A 16,030-nucleotide genomic window follows, 5' to 3' on the forward strand; every position below is an offset into this window, starting at 1 on the left:
GGATGCAATGACAGTGCTGCCGGCCTGTCCGCAACAGACAGACCGGCTCCCAACCTACATACCGTCGTGGCAGATGCGGCACTTGTACGCCGTGCCGGTATTGGTCCACGAAATCGGCTTGTTGAAGTGACACGACACGTTGGAGCAGGTTTTAGTCGCACCGTTCCACATGGTCGCCGTATCAAGGGGCGTCTTCGCGATGTCGTAGGCGCCCGATGTCTTGTAGCCCCCCACCCTGGTGAAGGCCGTGGTGTAGTTCATCTGCACCTTCATCTGGGCCTTGGAGCGGACCTGGATGGCGTCAAACTGGATTGTCGGCGTGCCGTCGACGTGGGTTGCATGGTTGGCGATGGTTGCGTCACCCCTCAGATTGGCGCCGTTGTGACAGGCCACGCAGACCACGTTTTTGTCATTGCTGCGCGCTTCAACCGTTGCAAAGTGACACGTATCGCAGTTGAAGCTGGTGGAGGTCACCGGGTTGCCGTGGCTGCTGGTGCCAAGGGCCCCCGGAGTGGCCTGGCCGACGGTGCCGGTAAAGATGTTGTCGTAATGGATGCCGACCACATGGCCCCCCGCATTGCCGGGACCGGCAAAGTCGGCGTTGTAGTGGGCGGGGGAGCCGGCGATGGTGCTATTCGGCGAGTTGCCGTGGCATGAGGCGCACTTGTCGCCGGCGAAGGTGCCGCCATACCAGTTGGGGGTGGTGGCGTAGACCGGGTTAGAGGCGTAGCCGTTGCTGTGGCAGTAGATATTGAGGCATTTCACGACACTGCCGGATACCGAGTCGGCGGTGGTGCCGCCGTTGGCAGTCCCTGCCGGGCCTGACGCAGTGATGGTATTTCTGTTCTTGGCCCGTAGCGTGCCGACATTGGCAATGCCCGGCCGCAGATCGAGCACGATTGTTCCGCCCATGACGTGGCTGGAGTTCACAAGGGGATGACAGGTGGAGCAGCCGAAGTTGTAGCCGTCGGCCGTGGATCTGTTGGCAGTGTACGTGTAGAACATCACCACCTGTGTCAAATCGACATGCTTGGCATGGGCTCCCCCAAGGGATGCAAGCGGATGGCAGTAGCCGCAGTCGTCAGCCTCGCCCCATGTGGCCACCTGATAGGTTCCTCTGCCGTTGCTGTGGCACCCCACCGAGCTGCAGCTTTTCTGGCCGGCGTCGTAGGAGCCGAGCTTGGACAGGTTGCTGCTCAGGTTGAAAAAGACTTCACGCGAGGTATTGACGTGGATGCTCGGAGAGTTCGTCCTGATCGTGGTGCCGTTTTTCGTCGTTCTGCTGTGACATTCGCCGCAGGAGATGCTGTAGTCCGTCACATGCTTGGGATGGGTGTTGGCAGTGGTCCCAACACCGCCATTGGTGTAGTCGGGCATGCCGCTGGCGGTTGAACGTCCGTGGCAGCCGTTGCAGGAAAGCGTACCGGACCACGTCTGACGTGTATAGATTTTCCCGCCGTAAACCCCGGGAAGGGCTCCCGCGGTAACATTCGTGTTGCCGACACTGTGGCAGTAAACGTTGCGGCAGCTCTGGGTGACGGACGTGTAAGTGCCGAAGGGGCTCGTGGCGTCGAACTTGACGTCGCGCATTTTGTTGACATGGGTGGTGAGGTTGGTGAAGGCCGGGGCAACGGTTGAGTTGGCCGTGACCTGCACCTTGCCGCTGTGGCAGAGGGCGCACTTGTAAAGATAGACGCTTGCCGATCCGACGTGCTTCACGTGGGGCGTGGAGGCCGGAGGAGCGGCTGCCGTCACCCCGTGGCAGGTGCCGCAGGAGCCGCTGGCGGCGTTCCCCCAGGTAGGAGTGGCGTAGGCAGTGGGGGTCGCCTTGCCGTCGGAGTGGCAGTAGACGTTGGAACAGGAACTGTAGCCGGCGCCGGGGGTGAGGTTTGCGGTGTTGTAGGTGGCCGTGGCCCCGTAAAAGTCGGGGATCCCCACATTGATTTCATAGTTGGCATGCTTTTGGACCATGCCGGTGTGGCAGGACGCGGAACTGCACGCGTTGGGTGAATAGCCGGTAAGCGTGTAGGAATGGCATGCGGCGCACTTGCGCTCAGCACTGACGTTGCCGGTCCCCAGTTGGAAGACGAGGTGCCTCGTGTGGCTGCCGGTGGTCATGGGGGTCGGCGTTCCGTAGCCAAAGCCCGTTGCGTCGTGTTTTGTCTGGATGCCGTGGCAGGTGCCGCACTGGCCGGTGCTGGCGGTTCCCCAGGTGGGGGTCTGGTAGGTGGGTGGCCAGGTGCCGCCATCCCCCTGGCCGCTTGAATGGCAGTAGACCGTGGTGCATTGGCCGGTCGCCGAGCCGGGAACCTTGGTGGACGGGGTGGCCGGTTTGGCAAGCTGGCCGTTATAGGAGCCGTTGGCGGCAGAAGAGGTGTTGTTGAAGGCGACCGTCACCTGCTTGTCCACGTGATTGGCGGTATTGACGATCGTCATGCTGGAGTTGACCGTGGCCCCATGGCATTTCACGCACTTGATCTGGGTGTAGCCGATGCCCATGCCGTTTACGTGACTCTGGTGGCTGCCGCTCGTTATGACGCTCCCCGAGGCGATATCCGCCTTGTGGCACCCCTTGCAGGTGAGGCTTCCCCCCCAGGTGGCGGTGGTGTTGGGAAGGTCAACGTTGCTCGCCTTGTTCCCCGGGCTGTGGCAGTAGAGGTTCTTGCAGGTGCCGTTGCGGGGCGGACTCTGGCTCGGAAGGTAATTGGGGTAGTTTGTATTGCCGGTGTAGCGACCAAAGCCGCTGTTGGGCGCGGTGATGAAGGCGACGACAAGGGCGCGGTTGCCGGCGCTCGTGGCATGGGCGAAGGGTTTCGCCTCGGCGGTGTGGTCGGGATGGCACTTTGCGCAGGAGCTGGTGGTGAGGCCGTAGTAGTCGCCATGTTTCTTGCCGCTTCCCGATGTGGCGGGATGGCTCCCGTCGGCCGGCGCCGCGCCGTGGCAGGTGCTGCACGTGGTCAGGGCGGGGTCAGCTCCCCAGGTGGGGGTAGCGGCCTCAAAATGGCAGTTGACGGTGGCGCAGGTGCCAAGGGTGGGATTCGTGCTCTGGGCGAAGGAGGTGCCGCGGCTGTAGGTGCCGGTGGCGGGAGAATTATTAATGTTTGCGGCGATGGAGACCTGGCCGTTGCGGTGACTGTTCAGGTAGGATGTTACCCCACCGCCATGGCAGAGGGCACAGTTGGCGGAAGAGGCTCCGGTTCCCATGTGGGTCTGGTGGTTCCCCCGGAAGCCGCCGGTAGAGATATTGCGGTAGGCGGCGTCGACGGGACGGTAATCCCCGATTGAGCTTGTCCCGTGGCAGTCATAGCACTGCATGGAGGCACCGGCGATGGTTACCGTCAGAAGCGTCGCGGAAATCATGGCGGCCAGTGCCGCTATTATTGGCTTCATATCATGCCTCCAGCATTACCCGCTAATTTGCCTGCTTTCGGCCTCCCTGCCTCTAAACGTCACCACGGCATGCACTAGGTACACGGTAGTTTCTTGCAAATTTTAAATTAGCAAGTTCTATTCCACATATCCAAAACATGCAGCAATCATTCTCCGTCCCGCAAGGAACCGACTAGCGTGTCGTCCTGCCAAGACAATAAATTGAGTTGTGGTGTCAAAAAAAGGGAAGACGTGCGACGGCTGTCGCCTTTTGACGGGATTCCAACGTCCGCTCAGATACTCCGTGTGCGGAACAGGAGGGATGTGGCAAGGATGGAGGCAAACCCCGCGAGGATCGCCACCTTCCCCGCCAGGGAGACACCGGCCGCCGTGGCGGCGATGCCCCACGACTGCACCAGGGCGCCGCCGATGAACATCCCCACCACCACGAGACCGGCATCGGCGTCCCCCTCGCCGGCCTTGATGAGCTGGCGGAACGGGCAGCCGCCGATGAGGACCGAGATCCACCCCACGAGACCCATGCCGAGAAAGCTCCAGAGGTGTTCCAGGTGGGCGCCGGGCTGGCCAAGGAGGCCGGGGTTGTACCTCCCGGTGGCAATGTTGGCGGCGACCGCTGCGGCGAGGAACGCGAGCACCCCCCAGAGGGCGGGGGTCCGTTTCCCCATGAGGAAGACGTCCCGGATGCTCCCGGTGATGCAGAAGCGGCTCCGCTGGGCCAAAGCACCGAGCACGACGCCGGCCCCCAGGGCAATGGGGACGGGGGCATGCTGGGCGGCGCTCCCCTGGGTGGAGAAGAGGATGAAGCCGGGACGAACGAAGAGGAAAAAGAGGAGAAGGATGAAAAAGACCGGTATCAGCGGGCCGCCATGCCCCTGGCCCCGGCTCGGCTGACCAAGCTCAACCCCGTTGGCAAGCCCCCGGAGCCCTGCCCAGACCCCGGCCACGAGCCCCGCGACCCCGGCGACGGCAGTGAGATCCCCAGCAGTCAGCCGGAGGAAGAGTTTGATGGGGCAGCCGATAAAGACGCCGCACCCCACCATGAGGAAAATGCCCGCGAAGAGCCGCGGCAACGGAGCGCTCCCGCCGCGGGAACGGAACTCGCGAAAGAGGAGGGCGCTGGCCATGGCGCCGAGGACAAAGCCGATCAGTTCGGGGCGCAGGTACTGCATGCGGGAATTGTCGTGCATACCAAGGGCTCCGGCGCTGTTCTCGATGAAGCAGGAGACACAGATCCCCGAGTTTTCCGGGTTCCCCCAGACCGCCAGGAGCGCCCCGAGCCCCCCCAGGAGAAGCCCGGCAACCACCACCATCCAGAAATGCCGGTCGCGCAACATCACTCGCACCCCCCGGCCAGCCGGCTCTTGAGGTAATTGACCCTGCGCAGCGACGCCGCCAGACTCCGGTTGCCGGGATTTGCTGCGGCCCGTCCGCCGACACTCTTGAGGCCCTCGTCCACGAGCCCCTGGATCGTGCCGCGCCGAGACAGGGGGCTCTTCGCGTCCACGTAGTCGCCGTTGAGCTTCACCCCTGCCTCGAAGGATGCCACCGCCTCGTCCAGTGCCCCCATCTCCCGGAGGATCTCCCCCTGGAGGATATGGCCGTGGGCCTCCCCGGGGTATTTCCGGATCAGCTCGTCCAGTTTCAGGAGTGCCTCCTGGTTTTTCCCCGCCTTGCGCAACTCCTCCACCGGGCCGTAGAGCTTGCCGATCAGCTCGATGCGGGCGCGGTAGGCCATCTCCCGCTCCACCGCCTTGCCGAGACCCGCGGCCTTGCCGTCCCCCGCGCCGTGGTTCATGGCCAGAAGGGCTGCCAGAGCCGCGATGACGACGGCCAGGAGCAGCCAGGTTATTTTGTCGAAGGTGTCGTTGAGCATGGTGTTTCTGCTAAACCTGTTCACCCCCCTGCTCGCTTTGCTCGCTTCCCCCCTACAGAGTAGGGGGGACTGAGGGGGGTCCCTTTGTCTGACTTACTTGCTGATAAAACGCCGGCACGCAGGAGCCTGGCGTTAATATTTCTGATACGGCGGCATGTTGACCCGCTTCGCCATTTCGCGGATCGGGTCGTAGTCGCTGTCGAGGAGTTCTTCATAGCCGTCGATCCAGGCCTCCTTCAGCACCTTGAGCCGCTCGCCGTCCACCTCGGCGGTGTCGTCGGGTTTCAGGGCCAGAAGCGCTTCCTTCACCTTCTTGACCAGGGCCGGATCAGTCCCCTTGGCCACGCCGAAGGTGCAGTAGGGGATCGGCTTGCTCTGGGCGAGGATGACGAAATCGTCGGCAGCGATCTTCCCCTCCCGGGTCATGGTTTCCAGGTCGAGGACCGGCGCGGCTGCCACGTCGTACTTGCCGTAGAGGACGCCATAGATGAGCTTTTCATGCTTGTAGGAACCGGGGGGGATGGAATAGGTCCCCAGGTCGTGCTCCGGGTTGATGCCGGCGGAGAGCATCAGGTCGTACTCGGCCAGATATCCGGTGGGTGCCAGCATGGGACCGAAGGCGAGGCGTTTCCCCCGGATGTCGGCGAGCTTTTCGATGCCGCTCCCCTTGCGGGCGATGAGGGCCCCGGCGGAGCGGGAGCCGAATTTGCCCCGCTTCTCCGAAGCCAGCAATTCAACCCCCTCGTTCTCGTGGAGGATGACATAGATGAGGGAGTTGGAGTGGGTAAAGGTGAATTCACCGGCCTTGAACCGTTTCTCGAAGTCGTGGGTATCCACCGGCACCACCACGAAGTCGACGCCGCATTTATCGGACAGGTAACGGGTCAGGGGAACGAAGCGGGCCATGGTCTCTGCCTCGTTGTTGCAGATCATGTAGCCGATCTTCACGACGGGCCTCTTTCCCTCTGCCTTGCAGCCGGCGAGGAGGAGCAGGGGAAGGGAGAACAGAAAAAGGCGTGTCAGGGTTGAACGTATCATTGGATGGTTCCTATGTTTGAAGCGGTTGTCGATTTCTGGCGGCGATACGGGCGCAACGTCGGGCGTAGGGGCGTATTGCATACGCCCAAATCGGGCGCAAGGCATTGCGCCCCTACCAGCATGCGGGGTCTTCCCCCTCCAGCGATTGATGCACGACGTATGCCCTTCCGCGGCATCCCCCCCGGCACTCCGCCAGCTCTTTGCACTCCCTGCAGGCGCCGGGATGCTCCAGGAGCTTTTGCCGCAACTCCTTCTTGGCCGCAGAGGCGATTATCTCCCGGAGGGACGCCTCGCCGACGGTGCCGAGGCGGACCGGCAGCGTGGGGCAGGGGTAGACACCGCCGTCGGGAGCGATGGCGATCATGGTGTTTGCCGCCTGGCACCCCCCCTGGGGAAAGGGGACACCGGGATTGAATGCCCGCCAGATGAACGGATCGTGAATGGTGAGCGTAAGCTTCGACGCTCCAGCAGCTGAGTCCAGGGCATCCGCCAGCTCCTGCTGCTCCCGTACGGTGAGGAAGAAAGGGGGCTCGTCGCCATAGAGTCGCTGCATGGGGAGCACAAGTCGGGTGATGCCATAACCCGGGCACTGGCGCACCAGGTCGGGGAGCTCGCGCCAGTTCCGTGAGGTCACCGCGAAGGATATCCCCACCGATGCGGTTTCCGCCCATTCCTCGGCATCGAGCTGATCCACACGGTCAACGGCAAGAAGCAGCTCCCTGACCAGTCCCTGTTCGCCAAAGCCCCGGGCGCTCTCAAAGGCCCCCCGGGGAATCGTGAGAATAACGGAAACCGACCCTTCCCGGAACTGCTCCAGCACCCCCGTGAACCCGTCGGGGAGGGTCGGCGCGGTGCCGGTGATCCACACCATGAGGGGCCGGCAGGCGATGATGTCGGCGGCGATCGCCAAGAGCCCGGACGGCTCGTCGGCGTCGGAGGGGAGGTCCCAGTAGATGGTGATGGGTGATGCCAGTTCCATGAATCATCCTTGATTCGACGGGGGGATGAACGGAGTTTATGCCCAGCAGTGGGGGTCGGGGCTGTTCAGGTCGCCGGTGAGGGCCAGGGCACGGGCGGAGCAGCCGCCGAGGCAGTCTTCGTACTTGCTGCAACCGGAGCACTTTCCCGTCGCTTTTTTGTTGCGCATCTTCTCCAGCACCGGCGAATCGCGCCAGACCTGCTTCAGGTCGTCACGGACGATATTGCCGATGACAATGGGGATGAATCCGCAGGGAGTCATGTCGCCGTTGGCCTTTATGTTGAGGGAGAGCTTGCCGCAGACGCTCCCCTTGACGAGGCTTCCGGCGTCGCGGGCACCCAGGAGGGCGATGATCGGGTCGTCCAGGGAGATGTCGAGCCCCTTCTCCCGTTCCTTGGCGGCAAGGGCGCGGCGGTAGAACTCCTGCCACTCTCCGGGCGTCAGATCCAGTTCGTCCTTGTGGGAAAGGCCGAGTCCCGAGCACTTGAAGTTGTGGAAGTTGAGCTGCCCTGCCCTCTGCTCCCGGGCAAAGATCACCAGGTCGTCGATGGCGGTGTGGTTGATCCGGCAGATGACCGTGGAGATTGAGGTGGTGATGCCGGCCTCTGCCAGGTGCCCCAGGGCCGCCACGGCCCGGCCGTGGCTCCCGGCAACGCCGCGAAACTGGTCGTGGATCTCGGAAATGTGGCTGTCGATGCTGATTCCCACCTTGGTGAACCCGGCGTCCCGGAGCGCCCTGGCAGTCTCCCGGTCAATGAGCCAGCCGTTGCTGTTCATGGATACCCGCAGCCCCAGGCCGCTGGCGTGGCGGGCGATCTCCAGGAGGCCGGAATGGAGAAGGGGTTCCCCACCGCCGAAGTTGACGGAGAAGACCCCGGCCTTTGCCACCTTCTCCAGGCAGGCCAGAAGGACGTCCCGGGGGATTTCCTCATGGGTGTCGGTGCGGCTGTAGCAGTGGCGGCAGGCGAAGTTGCAGCTGTTGTTGATGGCCCAGTTGATGGTGAGCGGGGCCTCAAGGACAATCTCATTCTGCATAGGTTATGAACCCCTTGGCGGCCAGCTCGTCCAGGAAGGCCTGGACATCCTCCCGGAGCACCGCCTCCTCCACGTCGAACTGGGGGAGGAGTTCCGCCACGATGCCGTCCATGGTCCGGCCGTCGCAGAGCTTCCAGATCTCGGTCCCCAGAAAGTTGAGGGAGAGCATGACTCCCCCGGAGAAGAGGACCGAAGTCCCGGTCTCCTCCACCTCGTCCCCCCGGTCCAGGGCTTCCTGAACCCGGGCCAGGGCATCGGCCTCTTCGCGCCACATGACGTTGGGGTTGCGATGAATCGTCTGCATCCTGCCTACCTGCCTTCCTGTATTAATCTCCCTGCCCCGTTATGGAGGCGATGACGAGGTTCTCAGGGGAGCCGTTCCGGATGCCGTGGTCCTCGAAGGCGGGAACGATGACGATCTGCCCCGTGGTGATGGTCTGGACCTGTTTGCCGGAGAGGAACTCGCCGGTCCCTTCCATCACCATCCAGATGTGGCTGCCGTGGTGGGTATGGGTGATGATCTCCTGGCCCGGCTTCATGCAGATGAGGCTCACCCGGGCGTGGTCATCGGACCAGATGGTTTCCTGATGGCGTTTTTCGTCAGTGAACTTCTTAAGCTTCTGGACGTCAAGAACCTGTGATTTCATGCCATTCCTCCTGAATTGGTGGTTTCATCCTGGAAATAAGGAGTGCCCGCGGCACCCGCGTCAGGCCTTCTTTACGAGCTTCAGAACTGAGCCGAGCCACTCGGCGCTTCGGTTGAGGACCGCCGACGCGGCGGAGACCCGCACCTCCGGACCGTTGTCGGCAACGCCAGCGAAGGTGACGCCGAAGCGCGAGGCAAGGGCATTCGCTCCCCGAAGGCTCGCGTCACCGGGCTGCGGGCGGGACGGCACGATCAGGGCGCCCCCACCTTTTGCATTAAAGTCCACAAGCAGTTTCACCTCAGCATCGTTCAGCCCAGCGGCAGCGTCGGCGAAGAAGAGCCATACCTGGCCGTAGCCGGCAAGCAGCCCCTCGGTGAGGTGCGGGACATCCCGCCTCCCTGCCCTTCTGACAGTGTACCCCTTGCTCCCCAACTCGGCCAAGGCCTTTTCCCCCAGGAGCGAAGCGTCATCGCCGGCACCGCTGCCGAGGCTGTAGACGAGAATCCTGGTGGAAGACGCGGCGAAGGAGTTCTCCGCAAGCCAGTCGGCAATATTGCCGATGTACGTCCGATTGTCATGCCGGTTGTCCATGGCGGCGGTGAAACGCCCCTTCCCCCCGTCGAACACGACGCCCCCCCACCCCTCGACCGCATTGCTGTACGTGGCGACAATTCCCTTGCCCGCCGGGTCCATGACCATCCGCACGTTGGTGTCATGCTTGACAATGGCGGCGGCCTCTCCCCCCGACAGCGACGCGACCCCCTTCAGCAGCGGGTTGCCGATATCGACGCCGGGAGTGAACAGGAGAGCCTGGAAGGTATAGGCGATGAGGAGCGTTCCGGAGAGGCAGACGAACATGTAGAGGAAAAAGACCCGCTTCCGGAAGAAGCTCCAGAAGAGGACCATGGTGGGAACCGCGGTGACCGGCCCGCCGATCATGAATGCCAGGGCCGCGCCGGCGTCGAGGGTCCCCCCCAGGGAACCCTTGATGTGATGGATGATGCTGGAGGCGCTGATCTGATGGAGGAACATCGGCACCGACGCCAGAGTCACCCAGAGGATGTCGAGGGGATCCTTCCGGCCGAAGAAGCGGTAGACCCACTCCTGGGGCATGTACCGCTCGACCACGGCCCCGATGATGACGCCGACGATGACGTATTTCCCCACCACCCAGAGCATTTCCACGGACTTTGCCAGGAAGATGAGGAACGTGTTCCCGGTCCTGACGGCGACGCGGTTGCCGAACTTGCGCCGGCAGTTGCAGCGCAACCGCTCATCGGGGTAATCCTCGTCGTGGAAATCACCCCTGACCAGGGCACCCTCGATGAAGATCTCATTCTTCCGGAACCCGGGCCGCTTGCTGAGGAAGTGGGTGACGAGACCGGCGAAGATACCCATGGAGAACGCGGAGATGGTCCTGATGGCGGTCCACTCGGGGCCGAGATCGTTCAGGGTGAGAAGATAGGTGGATGGGCTCAGCAGCGGCGAGGTCACCATGAGGGCCATGACCGGAGCCAACGGTATCCCTGCAACCAGGAGGCTGATGGCGGTGGTCACGGTGCCGCAGGCGCACAGGGGGGTGATGATCCCCACGAAGGAGGCGAGAAAGACACTCAGGACCCCGTATTTCCGGAGGGACGCCTGGAGCTTGACGGCGATTTTGTACGTGCGGAGGTACCCGGCAATGAGGATGCCGACAAGAAAGTACGGGAGCACATCCCGGAGTTCGGCCATGACGCCGTGCTCGCTGAAAAACAGGTCCCAGAGCTCGCTTCCGAGCAGCACGGGAAACGAGACCGGAGCGCCGTCGGATAGTGCCGGGCGCCCCCCCGTGCCGGTGACCCAGACGTGCCACACCACCAGGGAGAGAGAGATGAGGATCATGGCGATCAGCATCCGGTTTCCCGACCCCGCATGGTGCCCGTGAACCTCGCACGCCTCCTTGGGCTTTGATCCGAATAGTTTTAGTGCCATTGAGCCCCGTCCCTGTCGACTATCCTAAACCGTTCTCTTCTGGTGTTCCTTCCTCAACCGCCGGGCGCATGACAGAATCGCCCCGAGCCCCATGATGACGAAGCCTGCGAAAACAAAGGGCCTTCCCGGATCCCGGACCACCTGAATACCAGCAAAAGGCATGCCCACCTTATCCACATCAACCTGCGTATTGTAGAAATAGAGTCCGTTCCAGACAAAGGGAGCGTTGACCTCTGCCGTACCGGACGCAAGGGGAGCGGAATTGCCGGAAAGGGACACGTCGACCCACAACCGTTTCAGGACCGGATTCTGAAACGCCACGAACTTGAAGGCATAGGGGAAACCGGCTGGAAGCGTGCTTGCTCCCGCCGTATCGCAGGTGCCCACCACTCTTCCCTCCTGAAAAACGGAGAGTTTGAGAACCTCGGCGGGAAACTCGAGGGAATCCACCGTTACGCGGTAGGGACCCACCGCAAAACTCTCGCCGGTCTTCAGGGTGTGGAGGGAATCCTTCACCGCCCCCCTGAGGACCCCCACCTGGACCGGAACGGGGTAATACTCCCGGTTGATCCGCTTGATGGTCAGCGCCGCGCCGAGGGGAGCATCCTGTTTCAGGTCCCACCGGTAGACCGTATCCACCGTGGTCCCCTCATAGACGTTGACGGTCGCCACGTAACCGAACACCCTCGCGATGGCACCACCCACCACCACCAGCACCCCGAGGTGGAGGATCAATACCGGCACCGAAATGGAGCGGAAGCGGCGGACGGTGCAGAGGACGAGGTTCAGGGCCAGTGTCCCCAGGAGGCAGAGAAACGCCGGATGGGAATAGAGGGCTCTGTTTTCGGTGAAGGTGCCGGGAATCGCCAGGAGGGCAACCGCCAGGAACAACGCAACCGCAACTTCCGTGGAGGCAAGGAATCGGTACACCCGGGTGATCATGTCAGTCAACGTGAGTAACCCAACTATCAGATAAGTTTCTTGGCCTTCAGGAATTCCTTCGCCGCCTTCCGGGATTTGTCGCCGGAGTCCGATGATTTCAGCAATCGCGCATAGGCATCGTTGTTCAGGGCGCCGGCAAGCTTGGCAAGGAGTTTCGGGAGAGCGGGATAATTTTCGAGGGTTTCAATGGTCAGGACCGGCGCATACCCCTGGGCTATGCCAAACGGTTCGAGCCAGGCGAGATTCAGGTTTTTCCGGTACTCTCCCTTGACGATCTCGAAGGCCTTTTTCCCGTTGGGCTCGCTGGGTTTGCCAAGGACCGCGAGGGCATGTTCCGGGCTCTCGATGATGATGTTCACCTTCCGCTGCCGCACCGCATCATAGACCTCCCGGGCATTCCTGAAGGTATCCACCTTCACGGAGGTCCCCGTCCTCTCGCTGATCATGGTCGAGACCATTTCCGCCAGCATCCTGTCACCTGCCGTGTTGGCAACGCCAATGTGAAGTGTTCTGCCGACGCAGGCATTGCTCAGGTTTGCACACACGACGAATACCACCGCAACGGCCACCAAGCATATCTGTTTCATCATCAACCCTCTGTCTGTAAACTGGTCAGGCTCCATAGGGCCATGCCAGACAACTATTCAATTACTGTACCGGAAGCGTCACATCCGTGACAATTTCCGTTTTCCCCGCCTCGGGTACGACCTCCCGAAGCCCCTTTACCGGCCCATCAGGCGGAAACGCCGTGGCTGCCCCCACAAAATAGCGCCCCCCTGCGGGAAGGTAGAGCGTATAGGCGCCGCTGCCGTCACTCCAGGTCGAGAGAAACTCGGGCACCGCCCCCACCGCACTCGTCCTCCCGGCAAAGACGTAGGCGTTTGCAACGGGCTTACCGCTCCCATCGACGATTCTCCCCCGCAGGACAAGGGACTCGGCCTCCACGGTCTGCTTCTTCCGCCCCACATCCTGGATGTCGGCCACCACGAACTCGCTTGCGAGCACCTCGCCGGCGGCCGGTTCGAGGATCGAGGGTTCACCCGAATGCTTATCCCCCGGCATGAGGGGGCCGTAGGTGCCGTCTTTTTTTAGCCTCGCCACCACCCAGTACCGTCCCGGCGGCACCTGGAGCATGATCTCTCCCTTGGGGTCGGACGGGGAGGAAATGAAATCGGCAGGACGCCGCGTATCGGCACTGTCGTAGACAAAGATCTTGGCACCAGCCACGGGCTTGCCGGCCACGTCCAGAATCGTCGCCTTGATGGTTGAGGGTTCGGCCGCAAGGAGCGGAGCGACGCAGCACCAGAGAAGGGTTGCGATGAGAAGCATCACCCGCGGCATCATGGCGTTGCTCCGACGCCGGCCGCGACCGGTCCATTGAGATGGGGTTCGAACCGCACGATGCCGATCCCCGGCTCATTCCGGCCGTCGAAGATGGCGGCGGAAGGATCGCCATCTCCCCACCAGTTACCCCGGGCATCCACATCCTCGTCGTTGAAATCGCCGACCCGAATGCCATAGCCGCTGTTGCCGGCGAGGTTGTTCCGGGAAATGGCGAGCCCTCCCCCCTTCTCCCGGACAAAGATCCCCGTTTCATTGCCGGTGATGGTGTTGTCGGTTATCACCGCATTGCCGATGTAGGACCTGATGCCGATGGTGTTGCCCCTGAAGGTGGAGCGCTCGATCCGCACCGGCCCGCTCCGGAACCGCATGCCGCCGTAGTTGCCCGAGAAGAGGGAGTCTTTCACCGAGAGATTCGTGAAGTGGCTGTGGACCCCCCAGGTGGCGTGCTCGAACACGCAGTGGGTGATCTCGCTCCCCGTGGCGTATTCAAGGAGCACTTCGTCCCACGCCGAGGCCTCGTTTCCCGTCAGGGAGGTGAAGGTGATCTTCGCGTCCGCCGTGCCCTTGGCCAGAAGCCTTCCCCGCACCGCAAGACCGGCTTCGGGGGCAAAGCGCACCGTCGTGCCCGGCGCGACACTCAGGACCGCTCCGGGAAGCACCGTTACGGGCCGCTCCACGGTCATGGCCCCGCGCCAGGTGATATCGGTCAGCAGGGACGGCAGCGGCCAGGCGAACGGTACCGGCTCGCTCATCTCCCCGTCGTGACGGACCACTCCCCTGGCAGGATCGTCCTGGCGGTCGAGGATCACCTTTTCGGGATCGTCCCCCCCCCACCAGTTGCCCGGAGCGGCAAGATCCTTCTTCCCGTCGAGGTCAATGGCGTAGCGGCCATTGTGGATGAAACTGTTGCCGCTGACTTCTCCGTCAAAAGTTTGAACACCGATCCCCCGTTCGCCGTTGTCGGATATCAGGTTCCCCCCAATGACCGCCCGGGCATCCTGGACCATGAGTCCGCTGAAGCCGTTGCCGGCGATGACGTTCCCCCGCACCTGGAGGTTGTCGACGTTCTTCATGGAGATGCCGATCTCCAGGTTGTTGGTGAAACTGTTGCGGTTGATCTCGCCGTAGAAGGTGTCGGCCACCAGGAAACCGTAGCGGTTTGCGTCAAAGAGGTTCTCCGTGATGGCGGCAACCCCCTCGCGGACCCGCAATCCCTCCTTGGCGTTGCCGACGAAGCGGTTCCCCCGGGCCGTGAGTTCGGTCCGGAAGAAATTCCCCCCCATCAGGTTGGCGCAGACAAGATTGTCGGTGAAGAGGACCCGCGAATCCCTCCCCTGGACACCGCTGCGGTTTCCGCAGAGGGTGTTCCCCGTCATGGCGACGACGGACTCCTGGAACTGGATGGCCCGATAGTTGTCATTCAACGCCGATTCGTTGACAGCCACGTTGGAGAAGTGAAAATGGAGCCCCCGGTAGGCGTGCTCGATGCGGCAGTACTCGATGATGTTCTGGGCTCCGGCGCTGTTCATGATGTTGATGGAGTCCCAGTCACCCATGGCCTTGCCGGCCTCGGCAGACCGGAAGACGATGGGAAGCCGAGGCGTCCCCTTGGCCACGAGGCGCCCCTGGACCATGATGCCGTTTTCTCCGATCCCGTCGCCGTTGGTATCCTTCTTGGAGAACTCGACGATCGTCCCGGGCATGACCACCAGGCGGCTTCCCTCGGGCACCCGGATGATGCCGTCCACCTGCACCCGCCCCTGCCAGACCGTCTCGCCCCTCAGCACTTCATCCCGGTACCGCCTCCCCACGGGAGGCCCTGCGACGGGCGCAAGGCTCTTTACCGGCCACTCCTCCCGGGCCACGGCGGCATGGGTATCCTTCTTCCGGTTTCCGGCTACCGTCGTCCCCCGGGTCACCACCCGGGCGCCCTGGAGGGTGAAGAGACCGTAATCGTTCCCGGTCACCCTGCTCTCCTCGACGGTGACCTCGCTCGTGCGCCCCTGGGCAGTGAGGCCGTACCGGTTCTCCTGGAGCGTCCCCCCCTTGAGCCGGAGGATGCCGTCGATGACGGTGATTGCCGCATCGGCGCCGGTGATTCGGCAGTCCAAGAGGGTGGCGGTGCCGTGGTCGACGATGATGCCGGCCCACTCTCCCGTCTTCTTCCCTTCCCCCGAAAAAAGCACCGGCGCTGCATCGGTCCCCTCCACCACGAGCCGTCCTCTGACGGTAATCTCGGTTAGTGGTGAGAGGTATTCCGGATCGGTCTTGGTACTCTCCGCGGCGGCCACCCTGACGGTCGTGCCGCGACGCACGGTAAGGGTAACCCCAGCGGGGACCAGGATATCATCCGTGACGCTGACCTCACCCTGCCAGACCGTATCCGCTCCAATTACGCCGGCCGCTGCATTCCGTGGCGCAGAAACAGCACAGAGCACAAGCATCAGAATCGAGCAAAACGATAAAGCCTTATTCAAACTCCTGGGGGATGTCATAGACGCCTATATTTCCTCAATAAAATAGAGGCACGGAACACTATCTGCTCCGTGCCTCATGAGCTACTCCCGGGTCTGTCAGCAGGGATGAACCACAGCATTCCCTACGATTCTCGGACGAATGTACTTGTTTTTTTTCATTGGTTTACCCCACCTCCTTTCCTGGCCGGGCGATAGTGATAACTACGCTATATTCTTCATACACCACATCACTTCAAGTGACAGCGAAACGTGAAGTCGGACATATACTACCCGTTTCCGCTGCCATCGCTCAAGCGCATTTTTTCACTACACAGGCAATTCAGCCTGACCA

General features: G+C 62.4%; 13 protein-coding genes. All 13 read right to left on the reverse strand.

From position 1 onward, the window contains the following. Positions 1-54 precede the first annotated feature (54 nt). Positions 55-3,390, reverse strand: a complete 3,336-nt coding sequence (locus tag KI811_RS09860; RefSeq protein ID WP_214186309.1) for a CxxxxCH/CxxCH domain c-type cytochrome — start codon at positions 3,388-3,390, stop codon at positions 55-57. A 272-nt stretch (positions 3,391-3,662) separates the two neighbouring features. Further along, the gene (yedE, locus tag KI811_RS09865; RefSeq protein WP_214186553.1) at positions 3,663-4,724 is read right to left on the reverse strand and encodes a YedE family putative selenium transporter; all 1,062 of its coding nucleotides are present in this window, start codon (positions 4,722-4,724) and stop codon (positions 3,663-3,665) included. Next, positions 4,724-5,263, reverse strand: a complete 540-nt coding sequence (locus KI811_RS09870) for a hypothetical protein (protein WP_214186310.1) — start codon at positions 5,261-5,263, stop codon at positions 4,724-4,726. Before KI811_RS09870 ends, yedE begins: the two co-directional genes overlap by 1 nt. A 132-nt stretch (positions 5,264-5,395) precedes the next feature. After that, positions 5,396-6,301 (reverse strand): phosphate/phosphite/phosphonate ABC transporter substrate-binding protein, encoded by a 906-nt coding sequence (locus tag KI811_RS09875; RefSeq protein WP_214186311.1) that lies wholly within the window; start codon positions 6,299-6,301, stop codon positions 5,396-5,398. A gap of 112 nt (positions 6,302-6,413) precedes the next feature. Continuing rightward, positions 6,414-7,280, reverse strand: a complete 867-nt coding sequence (locus KI811_RS09880; protein ID WP_214186312.1) for a GeoRSP system SPASM domain protein — start codon at positions 7,278-7,280, stop codon at positions 6,414-6,416. Between the two features lie 36 nt (positions 7,281-7,316). Continuing rightward, positions 7,317-8,315, reverse strand: a complete 999-nt coding sequence (locus tag KI811_RS09885) for a GeoRSP system radical SAM/SPASM protein (RefSeq protein WP_214186313.1) — start codon at positions 8,313-8,315, stop codon at positions 7,317-7,319. Further along, entirely contained in the window at positions 8,305-8,619 is a 315-nt protein-coding gene (locus tag KI811_RS09890) for a GeoRSP system PqqD family peptide chaperone (RefSeq protein ID WP_214186314.1), read from the reverse strand. Before KI811_RS09890 ends, KI811_RS09885 begins: the two co-directional genes overlap by 11 nt. A gap of 22 nt (positions 8,620-8,641) precedes the next feature. Then, positions 8,642-8,962 (reverse strand): cupin domain-containing protein, encoded by a 321-nt coding sequence (locus KI811_RS09895; RefSeq protein WP_214186315.1) that lies wholly within the window; start codon positions 8,960-8,962, stop codon positions 8,642-8,644. A gap of 60 nt (positions 8,963-9,022) precedes the next feature. Then, positions 9,023-10,936 carry a permease gene (locus KI811_RS09900; protein WP_214186316.1) on the reverse strand — a complete coding sequence of 638 codons (1,914 nt, stop codon included), beginning with the start codon at positions 10,934-10,936 and terminating at the stop codon, positions 9,023-9,025. A 24-nt stretch (positions 10,937-10,960) separates the two neighbouring features. Further along, on the reverse strand, positions 10,961-11,878 hold the full coding sequence (locus tag KI811_RS09905; protein ID WP_214186317.1) for a cytochrome c biogenesis protein ResB: 918 nt from the start codon (positions 11,876-11,878) through the stop codon (positions 10,961-10,963). A 26-nt stretch (positions 11,879-11,904) separates the two neighbouring features. Continuing rightward, positions 11,905-12,465 (reverse strand): type 2 periplasmic-binding domain-containing protein, encoded by a 561-nt coding sequence (locus KI811_RS09910; protein WP_246551643.1) that lies wholly within the window; start codon positions 12,463-12,465, stop codon positions 11,905-11,907. A 61-nt stretch (positions 12,466-12,526) separates the two neighbouring features. Then, positions 12,527-13,222, reverse strand: coding sequence for a carboxypeptidase-like regulatory domain-containing protein (locus tag KI811_RS09915; protein ID WP_214186319.1), 696 nt, complete (start codon positions 13,220-13,222; stop codon positions 12,527-12,529). Next, on the reverse strand, positions 13,219-15,666 hold the full coding sequence (locus tag KI811_RS09920) for a right-handed parallel beta-helix repeat-containing protein (protein ID WP_246551645.1): 2,448 nt from the start codon (positions 15,664-15,666) through the stop codon (positions 13,219-13,221). The genes KI811_RS09915 and KI811_RS09920 overlap by 4 nt, the downstream gene beginning before the upstream one ends. Positions 15,667-16,030 lie beyond the last annotated feature (364 nt).

The sequence above is a fragment of the Geobacter hydrogenophilus genome, assembly GCF_018501225.1.
Classification (GTDB): domain Bacteria; phylum Desulfobacterota; class Desulfuromonadia; order Geobacterales; family Geobacteraceae; genus Geobacter; species Geobacter hydrogenophilus.

What these genes read in the sequence shown, in the direction of transcription:
- KI811_RS09860 (WP_214186309.1), bottom strand. Translation starts at nt 3,390, where the DNA reads ATGAAGCCAATAATAGCGGCACTGGCCGCCATGATTTCCGCGACGCTT.
- KI811_RS09875 (WP_214186311.1), bottom strand. Translation starts at nt 6,301, where the DNA reads ATGATACGTTCAACCCTGACACGCCTTTTTCTGTTCTCCCTTCCCCTG.
- KI811_RS09915 (WP_214186319.1), bottom strand. Translation starts at nt 13,222, where the DNA reads ATGATGCCGCGGGTGATGCTTCTCATCGCAACCCTTCTCTGGTGCTGC.
- KI811_RS09920 (WP_246551645.1), bottom strand. Translation starts at nt 15,666, where the DNA reads ATGCTTGTGCTCTGTGCTGTTTCTGCGCCACGGAATGCAGCGGCCGGC.
- KI811_RS09870 (WP_214186310.1), bottom strand. Translation starts at nt 5,263, where the DNA reads ATGCTCAACGACACCTTCGACAAAATAACCTGGCTGCTCCTGGCCGTC.
- KI811_RS09900 (WP_214186316.1), bottom strand. Translation starts at nt 10,936, where the DNA reads ATGGCACTAAAACTATTCGGATCAAAGCCCAAGGAGGCGTGCGAGGTT.
- KI811_RS09895 (WP_214186315.1), bottom strand. Translation starts at nt 8,962, where the DNA reads ATGAAATCACAGGTTCTTGACGTCCAGAAGCTTAAGAAGTTCACTGAC.
- KI811_RS09910 (WP_246551643.1), bottom strand. Translation starts at nt 12,465, where the DNA reads ATGAAACAGATATGCTTGGTGGCCGTTGCGGTGGTATTCGTCGTGTGT.
- KI811_RS09905 (WP_214186317.1), bottom strand. Translation starts at nt 11,878, where the DNA reads ATGATCACCCGGGTGTACCGATTCCTTGCCTCCACGGAAGTTGCGGTT.
- KI811_RS09880 (WP_214186312.1), bottom strand. Translation starts at nt 7,280, where the DNA reads ATGGAACTGGCATCACCCATCACCATCTACTGGGACCTCCCCTCCGAC.
- KI811_RS09885 (WP_214186313.1), bottom strand. Translation starts at nt 8,315, where the DNA reads ATGCAGAATGAGATTGTCCTTGAGGCCCCGCTCACCATCAACTGGGCC.
- yedE (WP_214186553.1), bottom strand. Translation starts at nt 4,724, where the DNA reads ATGTTGCGCGACCGGCATTTCTGGATGGTGGTGGTTGCCGGGCTTCTC.
- KI811_RS09890 (WP_214186314.1), bottom strand. Translation starts at nt 8,619, where the DNA reads ATGCAGACGATTCATCGCAACCCCAACGTCATGTGGCGCGAAGAGGCC.